Here is a 19,126-nt window from a genome sequence, read left to right as displayed (position 1 = left end):
CGATGCCAACCAAGAATCGCGTGATTTGGCGAGAAGGGCTATTTATCAAGCCGCAGCATTTCCAGCAGCAACAGCGCCATAACGACTATGTGTTGCACAGTCTTTTATCTTCATTAATGGACTATGGCTACGGATTTCGGTCGTTAGTATTGAATCACGAATTATTAAAACTGGGGCGCGTGGGCATTACTTCAGCCAGCGGTACGCTGCCGGACGGCTCGGTATTTGATATTCCGAATCAGGATCACACCCCAAAACCTTTGGATGTGAACAATCTGAATGACGCCGCCAGTCGTGATATTTATCTGGCGTTGCCGATGCAAAACGACGCAATAAACGAAGTGGCCAACGCGCAAAGCAGCGGAGTAGGCGCTGTTCGATATCAAGAGCGCAGCGATAGCGTGCGAGACTTGCATACTCAGGGCGGCGATGTGAGCGACCTGGCATTAGCGCAGTTAGCGCCACGTTTGATGCAAGGTTCCGAAGATCTCAGCGCTTTTACCGTTTTGCCGCTGTGTCGCATCAAGGAAAGGCGTCCAGACGGAGCCATTGTTTTAGACGCGGAGTTTATTCCAACCTGCACTTCGATTTCGGTTTCTCCTGAACTCAAACGCTTTATGGATGAAGTTGAGGGAACGCTGGTAGAACGCGCCAAACTATTGGCTAAGCGTATCGGTTCCCCCGGCCAGCAAGGGATTGCGGACGTGGCCGAATTTATGATGCTGCAATTGTTTAACCGCGTGCAGCCATTGTTCACCCACAGTGCCTATCTCTCCACGTTACATCCGCAAGAGTTCTACTGCCAATTGGTGCAAACCTGCGGCGAGCTGAGAACCTTTACCGATGAGTCGCGTCTGGCCGGTATTTTCCCGGTGTATAACCACGATAATCTGACGGACAGTTTTGTTCCGCTGATGTTGGCGATGCGTCAGGCGCTCAGTACCGTTCTGACGCCGCGCGCCATATCAATTCAACTGATGGTGCAGGCTCACGGCATTCGGGTGGCAACGATTAACGACCGCGATCTGCTGCGTAGCGCCGATTTCGTGTTGGCTATTCGGGCACAGATTCCACAGGAACAACTGCGTCGCCAGTTTATTCAGCAAACTAAAATCACTTCCCTGGAAAAAATCCGCGATCTGGTCAGCGTCCAGCTTCCGGGCGTGCCGCTGGTGGCGTTATCTGCTGCGCCGCGTCAGTTGCCTTACCATTCTGGATACACCTATTTCATGCTGGATCAGCAAAGTCAGGCCTGGAAAGACATTCAGCAAAGTAATGCCATTGCGTTCCACGTATCCGGCGACTTCCCAGAGCTGGATATGCAGTTCTGGGCGATCAGGAGCAGCTAACCATGAGCGAAATCGCACCGAATATTGCGTCATTATTTGATGAGCCGGAAGCCGCGCCGACGACTCGCCAGTACCAATTGGAGCTGCGCGGCGAAAGTTTGAACCCGATGGTAGATGCCGCTACGCCACTGCTGGGTATGGTGATGCGCCTGAAAAATATGGCTAATCAGGCGTTGCCGGAGCAGCTTTATCAGCAGGTGGTGACGGATATTCGCGCCATCGAACAGTTTTTACAGACCAAAGGCTATGAGCCGGGTGCCATTGTCTCTTTCCGCTACATGCTGTGTACCTTCATCGATGAAACCGCTTTGGGACACGGCTGGAATAGTCAAAACGGTTGGTTACAGCAATCGCTGTTGGTGCAGTTTCACAACGAAACCTGGGGGGGAGAAAAAATCTATGTGTTGCTGGAACGCCTGATGGGCGAACCGCAGCGTTACAAGGATTTGTTGGAATTCATCTATCTGTGTTTCTGTCTTGGCTACCGAGGGCGCTATAAGGTCAGTGCGCCGCAGGGGGATGAATTTGAACGTTTATTCAGACGGTTACATCACCAATTGCATGAAATGCGCGGCGATGCGCCGCCGACGGTATTACACCTCAACGCCGGAGAGTCTTCCGGCCGTTATCGGTTAAGCAAGCGCTTAACTATCAAACATTTACTGTGGGGCGGATTAGGGCTGTTAGCGCTGGTCTACGGGTTTTATCTGATTCGTTTACACGATCAAACCCAAGATATCTTGCAGCAGCTAAACAACTTATTGAGCTAAGGAAGGCCAAATGATCCGCATAGATTTACCCACATTAGTTAATCGCCTCAATCCCATCGCGAAACATGCGCTGGAAACGGCCGCCGCCCACTGTGTCAGCGAGCAGGAAATCGAAATTACGGTTTCTCAGGTGTTGCTGCAATTGCTGAATACGCCGTTGAGTGATGTGCGTTTAATTATCAATAAAGCTGAAATCGACCAAGATAGCTTGAGGGAACAGTTGGACACCCGCGTTCCCAGTCATCAGGTAGTGACTCAGTCTTACCCAAGCTTTTCACCGCTATTGATCGAGTGGTTGCAGGATAGCTGGCTGCTGTCCTCCACGGAAATGGATCACGGCGAAATGCGCAGCGGGGTCATGCTGATGACTTTGCTGATGAGCCCGGCGCGCTATCTTTCCGCACGTGCCGCTCAATTATTGGCTCCGGTAAACCGCGAGTTATTAAGGCAAAACTTTAGTCAGTGGACGACGGATTCCGCAGAAACTCAGGTTGTTTCTCTTGCGGCAGGCCAAACCTCTGCCGTTCAACCTAACGGTGAAAGTTTGTTAGCCCGTTACGCCAGCAACATGACCGAACAGGCGCGCAGCGGCAAGCTTGATCCGGTGCTGTGTCGCGATGAAGAAATCGATCTGATGATCGATATTCTGTGCCGTCGCCGCAAAAACAACCCGATTGTGGTAGGGGAAGCCGGCGTAGGGAAAAGCGCGTTGATCGAAGGACTGGCGCTGCGAATTGTGGCCGAGCAAGTGCCGCAAAAATTGTTGAGTGCGGAATTGATGACGCTGGATCTGGGCGCGCTGCAAGCGGGCGCGGCGGTGAAAGGGGAGTTTGAGAAACGCTTCAAAGGCATTATGGCGGAAGTTAGGCAGTCTGAAACGCCCATTATTCTGTTTATTGATGAAGCCCATACCTTGATTGGCGCAGGTAATCAGCAAGGTGGTCTGGATATTTCCAACCTGCTGAAACCGGCGCTAGCGCGCGGTGAATTGAAAACCATCGCCGCTACGACCTGGAGCGAATACAAAAAGTATTTTGAGAAAGATGCCGCGCTGTCTCGCCGTTTTCAGCTGGTTAAAGTTTCCGAACCGAGCGCCGCCGAGGCCACCGTGATTCTGCGCGGTTTACGCACCATTTATGAAAAAGCCCACGGCGTACTGATTGACGACGAAGCGCTACAGGCGGCTTCTACGCTCAGCGATCGTTATTTATCTGGCCGCCAGTTACCGGATAAGGCCATTGATGTGCTGGATACAGCCTGTGCCCGCGTAGCGATCAATTTGACCAGTGCGCCGCGAGAGGTTTCGGCTTTACAGACTGAATTGCACCAGCTAGCTATGGAAATCCAGATGCTGGAGCGCGAGCTGCATATTGGGCTGAGTGACGATAGTGAACGCCTGGCAACGTTACTGACTCAGCGGGAAGAGATTGACGCCCGTCGATTGGCGCTGATGGCAAGCTGGCAGCAGCAGCAACAGTTGGTTGAGCAAATTGTTGCACTGCGCAGCATTCTACTGGAACAAGACGATATTACCGCCGATGAACGAGCGGAATTAGTGCGTTTGGGTCATGAACTGGATTCATTGCAACAGGTGCAGTCGCTGGTTTCTCCTCATGTCAGCAAATCCCAGGTTGCGGCGGTGATTGCCGAATGGACCGGCGTGCCGCTGAATCGTTTGTCCCAAAGTGAGCTGGCGGTTGTGACTGAGCTGCCACTTTATCTGGAAAAGCAGATCAAAGGGCAGGATACCGCCATTGCTTATTTGCATCGTCATTTGTTGACCGCTCGCGCCGATTTACGCCGCCCCGGCCGTCCTCTGGGCGCTTTCCTGTTGGTTGGGCCAAGTGGGGTAGGTAAAACCGAAACCGTACTGCAAATTTCAGACTTATTGTTCGGTGGCCAGCGTTATCTGACCACCATCAATATGTCTGAGTTTCAGGAAAAACACACCGTATCCCGCCTGATTGGTTCTCCTCCAGGCTACGTGGGCTATGGCGAAGGCGGCGTATTGACCGAAGCCATTCGTCAGAAACCTTATTCGGTTGTGTTGCTGGATGAAGTGGAAAAAGCGCATCCAGACGTTCTCAATCTGTTCTATCAGGCTTTCGATAAAGGTGAGCTGGCCGACGGCGAAGGGCGGATTATTGATTGCAAAAACGTGGTGTTCTTCCTGACTTCCAATCTCGGCTATCAAACCATCGTCGATAACGTCGCTGATGCGGATTCCATCAACGATCTGCTGTATCCCGAACTGGCTGCTTTCTTTAAACCGGCGCTGCTGGCGCGTATGGAAGTGATTCCGTATTTGCCGCTGGGACGTGAAACCCTGCTGGCGATTATTGCCAGTAAATTGCAGCGGTTGGATAACTTGTTGCGTCAACGATTTAACGCCGAAGTCGTGATTGACGATGCGGTTACGGAAGAAATCTTGCTGCGGACCACTCGCGCCGAAAACGGTGCGCGCATGTTGGAGTCCATTATTGATGGCGTCCTGCTACCGCCGGTCTCTTTGTTATTACTGCAAAAAATGGCGGCGGGAAGTGACATTGGCTTTATTCGTATCGCAGTAGACGGACACAGCTTTGTTGCAGAGGTAGAGGACAAGGTATGAAACAGCGGCTAAAAAGCGTATTGGCGCTATTGGATAACGACACCATTGAGCAACTGATACACCACTTTTTGCAGGTTAATCATCGTCGGCAACGTTTCGATGCTTTGCTGGTTACCATGCTGAACGTCAATGAAAGTCGTCTCGATTGTTACAGCCTACCTCGGCAGGACGAGCGCGCGACGCTGAAACTCGACGTTCAAATTGATGAAATCAACCATCCGCTGGTACAGGTTTTACGTAACGGCGTCCCCGCAGTGTGGGATTCCTTACAGCGCGGTGTGCGTATCGAAAACGCCGATTTTCGCGGTTTTGTGCAAGAACTGCCCAGCGCCTGTGGTTTGTACGCGCTGCCGTTGTTCAACTGCAACGGTCAGGCCTGCGGCGTGGTGGCGGTATTTGCCGAAAACATTGAGCACTACACCCTCGCCAACGGCATGTTTAGCATTTACTGCCATATTTTCCAGCATCGTTTGAATAAATTGCAGGAACTGGAACAGCAGCGAGCGCAACTGCGACAGATTCGCGAAGTATTCAAAGCGCAGCAGCAACGACAAAAGCAGCTGGATGAGTTGCTGGTCTCCCTCAGCACATCGGATAACAACCTGTCTCCGGCAGGTTTATCTAACGATTACAGCAAAATAGACGATCTGACCGAAGCGGTGGAAGAGTTTGAATGCACCATTTTGCGTCAGCGTCAGCGCATGTACGGCACGGATAAAAAACGCATCGCCGCCAGCCTGAATATGGCACCACGCACGCTCGCCTATAAGTTGGCTAAGTATCGGTTTCAGTTATGAAAAAGTTGATATTAACAGCCACATTGATATTGGCTTGCAGCCACAGTCTGATGGCTGCAGAAGATGTACCTACCGTTACCCAACAATCACCTCAGTTATCGGCGCTGACTCAGTGTCGCAATGAGCCGTCTCCCTTGGTTCGACTGGCTTGTTACGATCAGGCCAGCAGTCCGGTTGGCGTAACCGATGACCGAATGATGGGGCCGGGTTGGCGTCGTGCCATGGTGCAGGAAAAAGGGCGGGAGGCACATTCCCTGGCTTTTCTGACCCGCCAGTCCGCTGGCAACAATCCGACCGTGATTATCACCACGCCGGCGATAGGAATGCCGCCTCCGCGTCCGGTTCTGATGTTTAGCTGTATCGATAACATCACCCGCATGCAGGTGGCACTGGTTGCGCCGCAAAAGGAAGGCGAAGGCGCGCTCACCTTTGTTACCGACCGCACTAAATTCGATACCGAATGGTTTGTTCGCGAAGAGGGTTTCCTGCTGGAAGCCAGTCGCGGGCTGGCCGGTATTGATGAAATCAAACGACTGCTGGATGGAGAAACCTTGGCCATCAGCTCAAAACAAGGGGCGGCAGTGCGGCTGACCTTCAACATTTCCTCGCTGGCAGAGGCGATCAAGCCACTGCGCAGCGCTTGTCATTGGTGAAGTTGATATGAATGCTATCGCCCAACATCCCTGGCGGAATTTGCTGCTAGCCCCGTTAGCCGACGGGCGCGCAGCGCTGGCGCTCAAAGACGATAACCCGCGCTGGGAGTTTATCGACGGCGAAATGGTGAAGCTGGGTTCGCTTACCCACGCCAGTCTGAATATTGCTGAATTGCAGCAGCAGGCGATGACGCTGCTGTCCGAAGAAAGCAAAGACATGCGCTTACTGACCCACCTGTTGCGTACTTTGCAGCACGGTGGCGAACCGCAGAATATCTTGCTGGCGATGCAATTGCTTTGTGATTACGTCAGCCATTTTTGGGCCGAAGCCTGGCCGCACAATGGTTTGCATAAACGCCGTTTGGCACAGCAGATCGTTAAACGTTTCGACGCCGCAGCCAGTCTTTTTAGCCAACGAGCCACCGGTGAACAACGGCTGGAAGCTTTAGGGCAACTGGCGCGACTGGCACAGTGTTGGCACGACAGTGAGCCTCAATTGGCGAAAGAAGTGGATGAGCTGAGTTTCCCCTATCGCTATCAGCCAGAACCTCAGGTTGCGGATACACCGCAGACCAGCAGCCCGTCTTTATCCAGCGGCAGCGCGCCGGTTTCTTCTGTCGATGCGCCGGTTACGGAAGCGCCGATTGCCAGCGTCACGGTGGACAGTTCCAGCGATCGTGCGTGGCGGCAAACGCTGCTGAAAGTGGCGGATTTGCTGTGTGAACGCCATCCGGACAGCGACAGCGGCTACCGACTCCGACGCCACGCGGTCTTTAGCACTATCACCACGCCGCCTCAGTCTCAGAGCGATGGCCGCACGCCGCTGGCCGCCGTTTCAGCGGATCGCACCGCCAGCTATCAGGCTGCGTTACCGGCAGCCGATTTAGCGCTGTGGCAGCAAATCGAGCAAAGCCTGACGCTGGCTCCTTATTGGCTGGACGGGCATTTTCTGTCGGCGCAGGTGGCTGAACGTTTGGGTTATCCGCTGGTGGCGCAGGCGATTCAAAGCGAGCTTCGCGCTTTCCTGGCTCGCCTGCCTGCCCTGCGGGAACTGAGCTTTACCGATAAAACCCCGTTTCTCTCTGTGGAAACCGCCGCTTGGTTGCAACCGCAGGAAACGACGGTAACTACCGGTAGCGCCCGTGAGGATCAGAATGATATCTGGCAGTGCTATGAGCAACAGGGATTGGAAGCGGCTCTGGCTGCGGTTGATCAACAGCAACAGCAACAAACTGAACCTCGGGATCGTTTCTATAGCCAGTTGCTTAGTGCGCAATTATTGGAAAAGGCCGGGCTGGCGGCAATGGCGCAACAGCAGTATCAGAGCCTTTATTTGGCAGGGAAACAGTTGTCATTACCGGAGTGGGAGCCTTCGCTCTTTGCCGGGTTATCAGAAAAACAGCGGCGGCAGAACTCATGACAGCCACGATGCGACACAGGAATGTTAATCAATGAAAATGCCTTCAATACCCAAAATGCCAAAGATGCCTTCATTTTTACGTTTATTGAAGCCCATTATTCCGCGTTTTAAGTCTTCAATACCGATATTGCTGGGGCTGCTCTGGTGCATCGCTTTGGTAGTGATTTGGCTGTGGGGGCCACTGTGGCAAATGGGGGAACAGCATCCGCTAGAATCACAGCTGAGTCGTTGGCTGGTGACGGCTGTGCTGGTATTGGTTGCGGTGTGCTGGCTGACGTGGCGAGTTACGCGACGGCTGCAAGAATTAGAAAAACTCCAACTGGATCAACAGCAGCGGGAAGAAGATCCGGTGCAAATCGATTTGGATCGGCAGAACGGTTATCTGTCTCGCTGGTTGCAGCAGCTACAGCGCTATCTCAACACGCCACGCTATTTGTATCAGCTGCCGTGGTATCTGATGTTGGGTACCGAACAGAGCGGTAAAACTACGCTGCTGCGGGAAGGTTATAAACTGACGGAAATCTACAGCCCCGACGCCAGCAAAGGCGATGACGCCGCACAGCTACAGGTGCGCTGCTGGGCCGGTGAAAAAGCGGTGGTTGTCGATCCGACCGGAAAGCTTATCGAGCAACCGGATGAAGGAGCGGAAGGCAAACCTCAGCTTTATTCTCGCTTGTGGCAGGAACTGCTGGGCTGGCTGCAACATAACCGTAAGCGTCAACCGCTCAACGGCATCATCGTTACAGTCGATGTTTATCAGTTGCTGACCGCCAATAAAGATCGGCGGGAAAGTTATATCGACCATATGCGCCAGCGTCTGCACGATGTGCAAATGACGCTGCACAGCCAGATTCCAGTCTATTTGGTGCTGACCAAGCTGGATTTGCTGTACGGCTTTGAGGCGATGTATCAGTCGTTGGATAAAACCCAGCGCGAAGCGATTTTAGGCGTGACTTTCACTCTGAATACGCAGGATGAAGATCACTGGCGCAGCGAGTTGAATCAATTCTGGCAACAGTGGATGGCACAACTAAACAACGCCATGCCGGAGATGATGTTTAACGGTGTGGATAGCGATCAGCGCCCGCAGCTATTCAGTTTTACCCGTCAGATTCACGGTTTGCATGATTACGTGCTGCAAATGCTCGATCGTATGCTGTTTAGCGGCGATAGCAAACCGGCGCTGCTCCGCGGGGTTTATCTGACCTCGGCTCAGCAGCGTGGACAAATGGACGACCTGTTTACCCAATCGGCGGCGGTGCAGTATCACCTTGGGCCGCAGGCATTCCCGACCTGGCCGGTGGGTGACACTTCTTCTTATTTCGCCAAAGGATTATTTAATAATGTCCTGCTGGCCGAGCCAAATCTGGCCGGTGAAAGTCGCCAATGGCTGCGCAATTCTCGTCGCCGCATGATGGTATTCAGCGCCTGCGGAGCGGTGGCGATTGTCGGGTTGCTATTCGGTTGGCATCAGTATTATCAAAGTAACTATCGGGCCGGACAAGTGGTGTTGACTCAGGCTAAAACCTTCTTGGAAATTCCGCCTCCGCAAGGTGAAGACCAATATGGCAACCTACAGTTACCGCTGCTTGACCCGATTCGGCAGGCAACACTGGCCTACGGTAACTACCATGAGCGCAATAGCCTGTTAGCGGATCTGGGGTTGTATCAAGGCAGCAAAATTGGGCCTTACGTCGAAAATACCTATCTGCAATTGTTGGAGCAGCGCTTCTTGCCATCGCTGATGAGCGGGTTATTGGTTCAGCTAAAAGCTGCGCCGGCGGGCAGTGAGCAGAAACTGGAAATCCTGCGCGTGATGCGCATGTTGGAAGACGGCAGCGGTCGTAATAAAGGGCTGGTGGAGCAGTATATGCGTAACCGCTGGAGCGAGAAGTTTAACGGCCAGCGTAATCTGCAAAATCAGCTGATGGATCATCTGGATTACGCGTTGGAGCATACCGACTGGAAACGCAGCCGGGATAACGGCGATGTGCTGTCGATTCAGAATTTCGCGCCATATGTTCCGGCGGTAAAAGCCGCGCAGCAGGAACTCAGTAAACTGTCTCTGTATCAGCGGGTGTACCAAAACCTACGTATCAAAGGGCAGGATGTTTTACCGCCTGCGTTGAATCTACGCGATCAAATCGGTGCCAGCTTCGATGGCATTTTTGTAGCCAATAACGAAGATCTGCTGATGGTACCGCAGTTCCTGACGCGTCAGGGCTTGCAAAGCTACTTCGTAAAGCAAAATGACCAGTTGATCGATCTGACCAGTATGGATAGCTGGGTTTTGAGTTTGTCGAAAAACGTGGAATACAGCGATACCGATCGCAAAGAAATTCAGCGGCAGATTACCGAGCAGTATCTGGGCGATTACACCGCCGCATGGCGTGCGGCGATCAACAACCTGGAGATCCGTCAGTTTGAGGATCTGCCACAGGCGATCGCTGCCATTGAGCAAGTGATCAGCGGTGAACAGCCGATCCGTCGAGCGCTACAAACCCTGAGCAACAACACGCAATTACCTGCCGCCAGCGGCGAAGCTGATGCCAAAGATCTGCTGGAACAGCCGGATTACCGCCTGATGTCGCGGATTAACCGCGAGTTTGCGCCGGAAACTGCTGCGCTGATTGAACACGGTGATAAAGGCAGTACGTTGCAAAGCGTCTATCAAAAACTGACGGATTTGCATCGCTACATGCTGGCGATTCAGAACTCGCCGGTACCGGGGAAAGCGGCGTTGAAAGCGGTTCAGCTTCGGTTGGATCAAAATAACAGCGACCCGATTTTTGAAGTACAGCAATTGGCCAAAAACCTCCCTGAGCCGCTGAATCGTTGGGTGGGCGATCTGGCGGAGCAAGCCTGGCATGTTGTTATGATGGAAGCGATTCAATCGCTGGAAGTGGAATGGAACGACACGGTAGTGAAACAGTATCGCACCTATCTGGCGGGCCGCTATCCGTTTAATCCTGAATCGACACAGGATGTGCCGCTGAGCGAGTTTGAACGTTTCTTCGCGCCAAAAGGTGTGCTGGACAACTTCTATCAGCAAAACCTCAAACCTTTCGTCGAAAACAATCTGACCAACGGCAGCGACGGCGAGTTGCTGATCCGTGATGACGTCCTGCAACAGTTACAGGTAGCGCAGAAAATTCGTGAGACTTTCTTTAGCAGCCAGAACGGGTTAGGCACGCAGTTCGCTATTGAACCGGTGGCGCTGGCGGTCAATAAACGGCGCAGCGTGCTGAATCTAGACGGGCAATTGCTGGATTACGCCCACGGCCGCAGCAGTAAGGTGCATTTGGTGTGGCCTAACTCCATGCGCTCGGGTGTGGAAAGCAAAATCACTCTGGTGCCGGATGCTTCTGGTAAATCGCCGCGCAGCATCGCCTTTAGCGGCCCATGGGCACAGTTACGGCTGATTAACGCCGGTGAACTGACCAATGTACGGGAAGATTCCTTCGATGTGCGCTTTAACGTTGACGGCGGCCATATGACCTATCGCATTACCGTTGATGAGTCGGATAACCCCTTTGCTGGCGGACTGTTTAGTAAATTCAAATTACCGGACACGCTCTATTAATGAGTATGCCCGACGCGCGTCGTCGGGCTTTTTTTAAGGAAGAGTTTTAGTGAGCGACAATAAACAGGGATTGGTTATCCGCACCGGTGGCGATCCGCGCCAATGGCCGGAATTCACCGCGATCCGTGAAGAAATTAACAAAGCCAATCATCCCTCGCAGCCACAGGTTAATTGGCGGCTAATTGAGTCTTTAGCCTTAACGCTGTTTCGCAGTAACGGCGTCGATCTGCAAACCGGCGTGTATTACACCCTGGCGCGTACTCAACTGAATGGGCTGACAGGTTTCACCGAAGGCTGCGAGCTGTTGGCCAGCCTGATTGTCAGCGAATGGGATCGTCTGTGGCCGGAAAAACCGCTGGCACGTATTGAAATGCTGGAATGGTTCACCGCGCGACTGTGTCACTTGTTGCGTCAGCAGGTGTTCAGCAGTGAAGATTTACGACTGATTTATCGCGCCGAACGTGCCTTGCAGCTCATGATCGATAAGCTGCAGCAGGTGCAACTGAGCCGAGTGCCGCGCATCGAAAATATGTTGTATCTGATGCAAAACACCGCGAAAAAACTGGAGCGAGCCACTGAAGCCGCCGCGCCGTCCATCCAGGCCTATCAAATGCCGCCGTTGGTGTATCTGACCGCTTCGGATGATGCCCCGTCATCGCGGGAAGTGCCACCCGCGCCACCCCAGCCACAGCATGACGATTTGGAACATGCACGAGTGCAGGTGCGCTTTGTGCCGACCAAGCGTATGTCGGCGCTGCGAGGTTTCAATTTGGGCATTGGTTTTTCGCTATTGATCGCCGCAGGGGTCTATCTGATGCAAGTGCGGCCAATGGCGCAACAGCTGGCTGCTGTGGCCGCTGAGCCTGAAGGTTCAGCCTTACTGTGGCTACACCAGCCGGAGCTGGAGACCTATGGCGAGCAAATGGATCGGCTGGCTAAACGTTCTCCGCTGGAAGTGTTAGGTGGGCCAGATGCGCTAATGAAAACCGCCCAGCAGCTATGGCCTGCAGATGCCCGGCAAACCGGGGTCAGCCAACGCTGGCAGGAGCAACTGCAAGCCAGAATGGGCAGCAATCAGGATTCCGCTCATTACTATCAGGCCAAAATGGGCGTTCAGCAGCTTTCTGAAAAACTGTTAGAGCAGGAAAAACAGAAAGGCAGCCTGACCATTTCTTATTTAAAAACTGCGCTCTATCGCATTCAAAACAACCTTAACAGCGAAATCCCGCTGGAAGAGCTATTGCGCCAGTTCTCTGCGCAACGGGAGCAGAAGAAAGGCGTCTCGCCGGTATTGATCAAACAAATTGATGACCGCTTCGATGCCTTACTAAGCCGCTACCACCAACTGACGGTTCAAACTGAGCCAGCCCATTAACGCCGACGAGAAGGGATAACCATGTTTAGTCGTGATGAGAAAAAAGATAAAACCGGCGCAAGCGATGCATTAGGAGCCGCAGCCGTTGATGGCGTTTCCGGTCTGGCGGACGGCGCTGGCATGGTGGCCAGCGTCGCCGGTTGCAGCGTGGGGCGTGCGGCAGAGAAAGTATCCAAAGTGGCAGGAACCGCTAGCAAAGCCGTAGATACCGCGAAAAATGCCTCCGGTATGGCTTCGAAAGCGATGGATACCGCGAAAAATATGGCGGGCATGGCCTCAAAAGGCGTAGATGCGGCGAAAAATATCGGTGGAAGCGCCAGCGGAGCTTTGGATACTGCCCAAAATATCGTTGCTGGCCCAGCATCTAAAGCGATGAAAACCGTACAGGGTGCAGCATCACAAGCGACCGGCGCGATGAATAGCGCCAAAAATACCGTCGGGCGTGCGGCGGCGATGGCTGGCTCGGCAGCTGGCCTCAGCGGCGCAGCGGGTTTACTGGGCGGGATAAAACAGCCTTCGGGGCTGCAATTTACGCTAACCGCCGGTGGTTTGCCGGAGCAGACTTTCGTGGTGGTGGATTTCAGCCTGAGCGAAGGATTGTCATCACCTTTTATTTTACACGTTGGTCTGGCCAGCGCCGATCCTGCCATCGCGTTTGACGCGGTGCTAGACGAAGTGGCCACCCTGTTTATCTGGCGTGAAGGCGAGCTGCAACGCAGCATTACCGGTATGGTCTCCAGCTTTGAACAGGGCGATACCGGTTTTCGTCAGACGCGCTACAGCATGGTGATTCGCCCCGATTTTTGGCGTACTTCTCTACGTCATAACTCCCGTATTTTCCAGCAGCAATCCATTCAGACCATCGTTTCTTCGCTTCTGAAAGAGAACGGTATCAATGACTTCGCCTTCGCTTTGCGTAATCCGCACCCAGAACGCGAATTCTGCGTGCAGTATCAAGAGTCTGATTTCCATTTTATTCAGAGACTTACCGCCGAAGAAGGGATGTTTTACTACTTTGAATTCGCCAACGGTAAGAACACGCTGATTTTTGCCGATGACGTCGGCTCTCTACCGCCGGGAGCCGTTTTGCCTTACAACCCGACCAAAGCGGCGCAGGCCAAAGAACTCAGCATCAACACTTTTAAACGCAGCGCGCAGGTGCGGACTGCCAGCGTGCAGTTAAAGGATTACACCTTTAAAAATCCAAACTGGGCGGCGGAATTCAACGAACAGGCACGAGAGCTGGAAAATCAGCGTCCAGACTACGAGCACTTCGATTTTCCCGGTCGTTTTAAAGACGAACAGCACGGGCAGGATTTCACTCGCTATCGGTTGGAGGCCCTGCGTAATGATGCCAACCTTGGGCAGGGAGAAAGTAATGATTTCCGGCTGCAACCGGGTCAGCTCTTTACCCTGACTAGCCACCCTCGGGCCGATCTCAATCGTAAATGGCAGTTGGTCAGCATTCAGCATCACGGCAAGCAGATGCAGGCACTGGAACAGGAATCTGGCGATCAGGGGACGGTGCTGTTTAACAGCTTTAGCTTTATTCCGGCCAGTCAAAGCTGGCGGCCAACGCCGTTGCCAAAACCGGTAGTTGATGGCCCGCAAATCGCCATGGTAGTAGGGCCGCCGGGAGAGGAGATTTACTGCGATCAATACGGGCGAATTCGTCTGCAATTCTTGTGGGATCGCTATGGCAAATCCAACGATAACAGTTCCTGCTGGATTCGGGTAACGCAGCCGTGGGCCGGACAAGGTTGGGGGATGTTAGCCATTCCGCGTATTGGTCAGGAAGTGGTGGTGGATTTCCTTCATGGCGATCCGGATCAGCCTATCGTGACGGGGCGCACTTATCACGCCAATAACATCCCGCCGGGAACCCTGCCGGGCAGTAAAACCCAAATGGCGTTCCGATCCAAAACCCACAAAGGGGACGGTTTTAACGAACTGCGTTTCGAAGATGAGAAAAACAGTGAAGGGCTGTTTATGCATGCGCAGAAAGATATGACGACCAATGTGCTTAACGATCGGGTGACCACCGTGGTTCACGATCACACCGAAAGCGTCGGTCACGATCAGGTGATTTCTGTGCGTAACGATCGTCATAAAGAAGTTGCGGGTAACGAAGTGACTTCTATCACCAAGCAGCGCCGCATCATGGTTCAGGGTAGTAGCAGTCTGGAAGTCACCGGCAGCATCATGATCCAGTCTTCGGCCGAGGGGATTCAGATCGGCACCGCCGGTGCCAGTATTACTTTGGATAATGCAGGCAATATCACCATTGAGGGCGCCAGTATTACGCTGAAAGGCAACCCGATAAACCTCAATTAACGAACATTCTTCACCAAATAATTATAAGCCACGGAGCGACTATATGACTCACCCTGCTTACCTAATCAATGAAGGCACTTTAGCCATTCCAGCCAACTGGCGCGATGAAACCATGAATGTGTTTATTGCCCCCGACGACAGCGGAATCAATTTAGTGGTAAGCCGTATGGCGGTTCCGGTCGGGCTGGATAACGAAAGTTACTACGCGCAGGTTATCGAGCAATTTCAAACCAGTCTGCCCGGTTATAAAGAGCGCAGCCTTACGACCGTCACGTTGAGCGAACAACCGGCTCGTTTGCTGGAATATTTTTGGAAAAGCCCCGAAGGGGAAATGCACCAAAGCGTGGTGATGCAGGTGCGTGGCACCAAGTTACTGACCTTCACCATCACCTCACCAAAAGTACTGGCGGAGAGCCAAAAAACAGCGTTGCTGGCGATTATTTATAGCTACCAGGCTGCGTAAAAGTGTGTAACGCGGGAGGCGTTTCATGTCGTTAACAGATGATATTGTGCAGCGAATTGCCCGAGTTGGGGCCATTCATGCCAGCCCCAAACCGGTCAGTTCCGGCGCGCCCGGACCGGCTGCGGCGCGATTGGGCGATCCTATCAAGCATGCCAGTTTTCTCGGTGCATTAGCCGGAGCCGTGGTTGGGGCACTCATTAGCGTAGCTATTTTTGCGGTGGCTGCTGCGGTGGTGGTGGGCACCGGTGGGTTGGCGACCGTGGCAGTACTGGCGTTAGGCACAGCTGGGACTTTTGCTATGGGAGGGATAATCAGTAAGGCCAGTTCGGCGGTCAGCGCGATGGTAGACAGCGTTGGCCCGACGGACGGCGTTCTACTCAGCGGCTCTGGCGATGTATTTATCGAAGGTAAAGCGGCTGCCCGTGCAACCGGCGATACCGCTATGTGTAGCAAACACAGCGCGCCGGCGACTATCGCCCAAGGCAGCGAAAGCGTTGCCATCAACGGTATGCCCTCGGCGCGGGTGGGGGACAAATTGACCTGCGGTCCAACCATTAAATCCGGCGCATCTACGGTATTTATCGGTTCCGGTCAGGGTGGCTATCTAGAAGTGGCCGAAGAATTTTCTATGCTGGAAAAAGCCATTCTGGTCGCCGTAGAATTCTTGGTTCCACCGAGTAAAGGTCTATTAACCGGCACAGCAAAACTGTTTACCAAAGCGGGGAGTAAAGCCGCAGCCAAAGGCGCAATCATGGGTGCTAAACAGGCTGCGAAAATATGCGCGGGTAAAACCTTATCTTGCGTAACTGCCGCATTTAAAAGTCATAAAGGCATAGCACGCTTTACTGAAGCGGGTAAGAAATTCGTCAAGGGTGACCCTATTGACGTGGTCACTGGTCAATTGGTCGAGCAGCGTACCGATCTGATGTTAGGCCAAACCTTGTCGCTGGCGTTTACCCGAACCTGGGCTGAGGGCTGTTTTGGGGTATTAGGGGCTAATTGGGCGGATAGCTTCAGCGAATACGCGGTTATCGATCCTGAAAATGACAGTATTGAGATTTTCACTCAGGAAGGCAGTTCTCTGAACTTTTCGCTACCGGATGGCTATGCGTTCAGTTTTAATCCGGATCACCCTGATTTCACTGTGACGCGCGGCAACAAGGGTGTCATCCTGACGGATCGCCGCAGCGGTATTCAGCGTCATTTCGCCTTAGTCGGGCAAAAGGATCGGAATAAATTTCTGCTTAGCGCTCATCAGGACATTAACGGCAATCATATCGATTTTTGTTATGACGAAAGGCAACAGCTCACACGCATTTGTCACAGCGACGGTTCGGAACTGACGCTGATCTGGAATGCGTCGCAGCAACTGACCGAAATTCGCCGCACCGACGAAGGTTTATATGATGTTCTGGCGAGTTATCGCTATCACGACAGCGGTTTTATGGCGGAAGCGGATAGCACCGAGTTCTACCATCTTTTCTATGAATATAACGCGCAGGGTTGGATCAGTCGCTGGCATGATAATGATCAAACCTGGACGGCATATCATTATGATGCGCAAGGACGTTGTACCGACAGCATAGGCGCAGACGGTTATTACCCGGTGCACTTTGACTATTTGCCGGGGCTGACGCGAGTCAGTAACCCGCAAGGAGCAACCACCGAGTTTTATTTTACTCCGATGAATCAGGTGACCGAGGTTCGTTCTCCCACCGGAAATATCACCCGATACGAGTACGACAGTTACGGCAATCTGTTGTCGCAGATCACTCCTTCAGGCCATCAAATTACCCTGAGCTACCTTAAAGATACCGGTCTGGTGACTTCATTTACTAACGCTATGGGCGCCTGCTGGCAATACAGTTATGACGATAGCCAAAGACTGTTCGGCATTACCGATCCGTTAGAGCGTACCTGGCTGCAACAGTATGATGAAAAAGGGAACCCCCAAAGTTTTACCGCACCAGACGGCAGCAGTATCACGTTGGAACGTAATGAATTTGGGTTGGTGACTACGCAAATTCACAGCGACGGTAGCCAGCGCAGAATGGAATACGATCATCACCAGCGTCTGTTCCGCATTTTCGATGAAGAACAGCGGGTGATGAATCTGCGTTACGACAGCCGGGATAATCTGCAAACTCTCAGCACCCCTGGCGGAGCCTTATGGCGCTGGCGCTATGACAGGCATCAACGGCTGGCGGTAAGCGATCGCCCGAACAACAGTCAGGAGCACTTTACCCACGATCGTCACGGTAATCTGACCCAATATCATGATGCCAACGGGGTTAGTTGGACGGTGGAATACGGCGCTTTTGACCTACCGATTTCCCGCCGCGACGGTGAAGGCCATATCTGGCGCTATCGCTACGATGCTGACACGCTACAACTGATAGCAGTGACTAATCCCCAAGGCGAATCCTACCGCTATACGTTGGATAGCGAAGGGCGGGTCATAGAGGAACGGGATTACGCCGATGCGGTGTGGTATTACCGCTACGATGCCGAGGGAAATTGTAGCCAGAAGCAGGATGCGCTAGGGAATATCACGCATTATAGCTACGACCCTTGCGGGCGCTTACTGACCCAGAGCAACCCGGAAGGAGCGACGCAGTATCAATACGATATGATGGGGCGTTTGCTGAGCGTTACCGCACCGGATAGTACTTTGCACTTTGAGTATGACGAACAGGATAGACCGATTCGCGAGATTCAGGTAGCCGGTGAAATTCTGCGTCGTTATCCGGATAACCAGACGTTGGAACGAGAAATTACCAGTGTTGGGCACGAGTCGGGCAGTTGGCTGACTCGTATTGGCGTAAACCGCACCGGTGAGCTTATTCAGCTGGAATTGCCAGCCGGACAAAGTTTACAGCTACAGCGGGATGCCGCGGGGCAGGAAGCGGGACGCGAAGCGGCGGCGGGTTTTATGCTGCGTCAGCAATACGACCTGATGGGGCAGGTTATCCATCAACGCGCAGGCCGCAATACGCGGGTATTCCGACAGGAAGAACTGAGTGACATTCCTCAGCCTACGTTGGCCGAACTGGATCGCGAATATCAGTATGACGCTGGTTTGCAGTTGGTTGCGATCAACGATGATGTTGAACGACTGAATTATGTTGTCAATGGCAACGGACAGGTGATTTCGGTCAGCGAACGTAATCAACTGCGCGAGCATTACCGTTATGACGCCAGCGGCTATCCACTACCCAGACGGGTGGGCGATCAACAGTGCGGCGCAGAGGATGAAATTTATCACCGCGGCCATCGTTTAAATCGTCTTGGTAATCAGCTGTATGAATATGACGCCGCTGGCCGAATGACGGCGCGCCGTACGCAACAGGAAGGCTTCCGACCGGAATACACGCGATTTATCTGGAATAGCCAGAACCAGCTGGTGGAATTGCGCAAACAAAATGGTGATAGCTGGCGCTACCGTTACGATGCCTTTGGGCGCCGTATCAGCAAAACCTGTGAACAGCAAGGCATCCGTGTGAGCTATTTATGGGACGGTGATGTTATTGCTGAAATTCGCGATTATCGACAGGGCGAGTTGCAAAAAATCCGACATTGGGTGTTTAATGGCTGGGAGCTGATAGCGCAACAGGAATGCCGAGTCAGTGAGGGCGAGGTAGGCGAAGTCGAAACTCACTACGCGGTCAGCGCCCCAACGGGGGAACCCCTCGCGCTCTTTAACCCCGCAGGAAAACGCGTCTGGCAACGCGCCAACCATTCGTTATATGGCGCAGCGCTGGCGAAAGTGCT

General features: G+C 53.1%; 11 protein-coding genes. All 11 read left to right on the top strand.

Annotated features, from left to right (window positions below):
* Positions 1-2 precede the first annotated feature (2 nt).
* A complete protein-coding gene (tssK, locus tag ACQ4OC_RS09910) occupies positions 3-1,349 on the top strand; it encodes a type VI secretion system baseplate subunit TssK (protein WP_064512386.1) in 1,347 nt (448 codons plus the stop codon).
* 2 nt (positions 1,350-1,351) lie between these two features.
* Positions 1,352-2,119, top strand: a complete 768-nt coding sequence (icmH, locus tag ACQ4OC_RS09905) for a type IVB secretion system protein IcmH/DotU (protein ID WP_084414261.1) — start codon at positions 1,352-1,354, stop codon at positions 2,117-2,119.
* 10 nt (positions 2,120-2,129) lie between these two features.
* Positions 2,130-4,730 (top strand): type VI secretion system ATPase TssH, encoded by a 2,601-nt coding sequence (gene tssH, locus ACQ4OC_RS09900; RefSeq protein WP_064512388.1) that lies wholly within the window; start codon positions 2,130-2,132, stop codon positions 4,728-4,730.
* Positions 4,727-5,527 (top strand): hypothetical protein, encoded by an 801-nt coding sequence (locus ACQ4OC_RS09895; protein ID WP_064512391.1) that lies wholly within the window; start codon positions 4,727-4,729, stop codon positions 5,525-5,527. The genes tssH and ACQ4OC_RS09895 overlap by 4 nt, the downstream gene beginning before the upstream one ends.
* A complete protein-coding gene (gene vasI / locus ACQ4OC_RS09890; RefSeq protein WP_064512393.1) occupies positions 5,524-6,180 on the top strand; it encodes a type VI secretion system-associated protein VasI in 657 nt (218 codons plus the stop codon). Before ACQ4OC_RS09895 ends, vasI begins: the two co-directional genes overlap by 4 nt.
* Before the next feature lie 7 nt (positions 6,181-6,187).
* Positions 6,188-7,600 (top strand): type VI secretion system protein TssA, encoded by a 1,413-nt coding sequence (gene tssA / locus ACQ4OC_RS09885; RefSeq protein WP_430971137.1) that lies wholly within the window; start codon positions 6,188-6,190, stop codon positions 7,598-7,600.
* A 37-nt stretch (positions 7,601-7,637) separates the two neighbouring features.
* On the top strand, positions 7,638-11,183 hold the full coding sequence (tssM, locus tag ACQ4OC_RS09880) for a type VI secretion system membrane subunit TssM (RefSeq protein WP_430971164.1): 3,546 nt from the start codon (positions 7,638-7,640) through the stop codon (positions 11,181-11,183).
* Between the two features lie 49 nt (positions 11,184-11,232).
* Positions 11,233-12,558, top strand: coding sequence for a VasL domain-containing protein (locus tag ACQ4OC_RS09875; protein WP_064512398.1), 1,326 nt, complete (start codon positions 11,233-11,235; stop codon positions 12,556-12,558).
* Positions 12,559-13,011: 453 nt separating this feature from the next.
* Entirely contained in the window at positions 13,012-14,892 is a 1,881-nt protein-coding gene (locus tag ACQ4OC_RS09870; protein WP_064518188.1) for a type VI secretion system tip protein VgrG, read from the top strand.
* A gap of 43 nt (positions 14,893-14,935) precedes the next feature.
* Positions 14,936-15,355, top strand: a complete 420-nt coding sequence (locus ACQ4OC_RS09865; protein ID WP_064512400.1) for a DUF1795 domain-containing protein — start codon at positions 14,936-14,938, stop codon at positions 15,353-15,355.
* 25 nt (positions 15,356-15,380) lie between these two features.
* Positions 15,381-19,126, top strand: a 3,746-nt coding sequence (locus tag ACQ4OC_RS09860; protein ID WP_430971136.1) for a PAAR domain-containing protein, incomplete at its 3' end; no start/stop codon positions are given.

This window comes from Yersinia sp. J1 (genome assembly GCF_050586585.1).
Taxonomy (GTDB): Bacteria; Pseudomonadota; Gammaproteobacteria; order Enterobacterales; family Enterobacteriaceae; genus Yersinia; species Yersinia entomophaga.
The sequence above is the reverse complement of the archived record's forward strand: the minus strand, read 5'-3'. Positions and strand labels throughout refer to the sequence as shown.

Bases quoted from the DNA above. Each gene is read 5' to 3' on its own strand.
- tssK (WP_064512386.1), top strand. From the start codon at position 3: ATGCCAACCAAGAATCGCGTGATTTGGCGAGAAGGGCTATTTATCAAG.
- icmH (WP_084414261.1), top strand. From the start codon at position 1,352: ATGAGCGAAATCGCACCGAATATTGCGTCATTATTTGATGAGCCGGAA.
- tssH (WP_064512388.1), top strand. From the start codon at position 2,130: ATGATCCGCATAGATTTACCCACATTAGTTAATCGCCTCAATCCCATC.
- ACQ4OC_RS09895 (WP_064512391.1), top strand. From the start codon at position 4,727: ATGAAACAGCGGCTAAAAAGCGTATTGGCGCTATTGGATAACGACACC.
- vasI (WP_064512393.1), top strand. From the start codon at position 5,524: ATGAAAAAGTTGATATTAACAGCCACATTGATATTGGCTTGCAGCCAC.
- tssA (WP_430971137.1), top strand. From the start codon at position 6,188: ATGAATGCTATCGCCCAACATCCCTGGCGGAATTTGCTGCTAGCCCCG.
- tssM (WP_430971164.1), top strand. From the start codon at position 7,638: ATGCCTTCAATACCCAAAATGCCAAAGATGCCTTCATTTTTACGTTTA.
- ACQ4OC_RS09870 (WP_064518188.1), top strand. From the start codon at position 13,012: ATGGCTGGCTCGGCAGCTGGCCTCAGCGGCGCAGCGGGTTTACTGGGC.
- ACQ4OC_RS09865 (WP_064512400.1), top strand. From the start codon at position 14,936: ATGACTCACCCTGCTTACCTAATCAATGAAGGCACTTTAGCCATTCCA.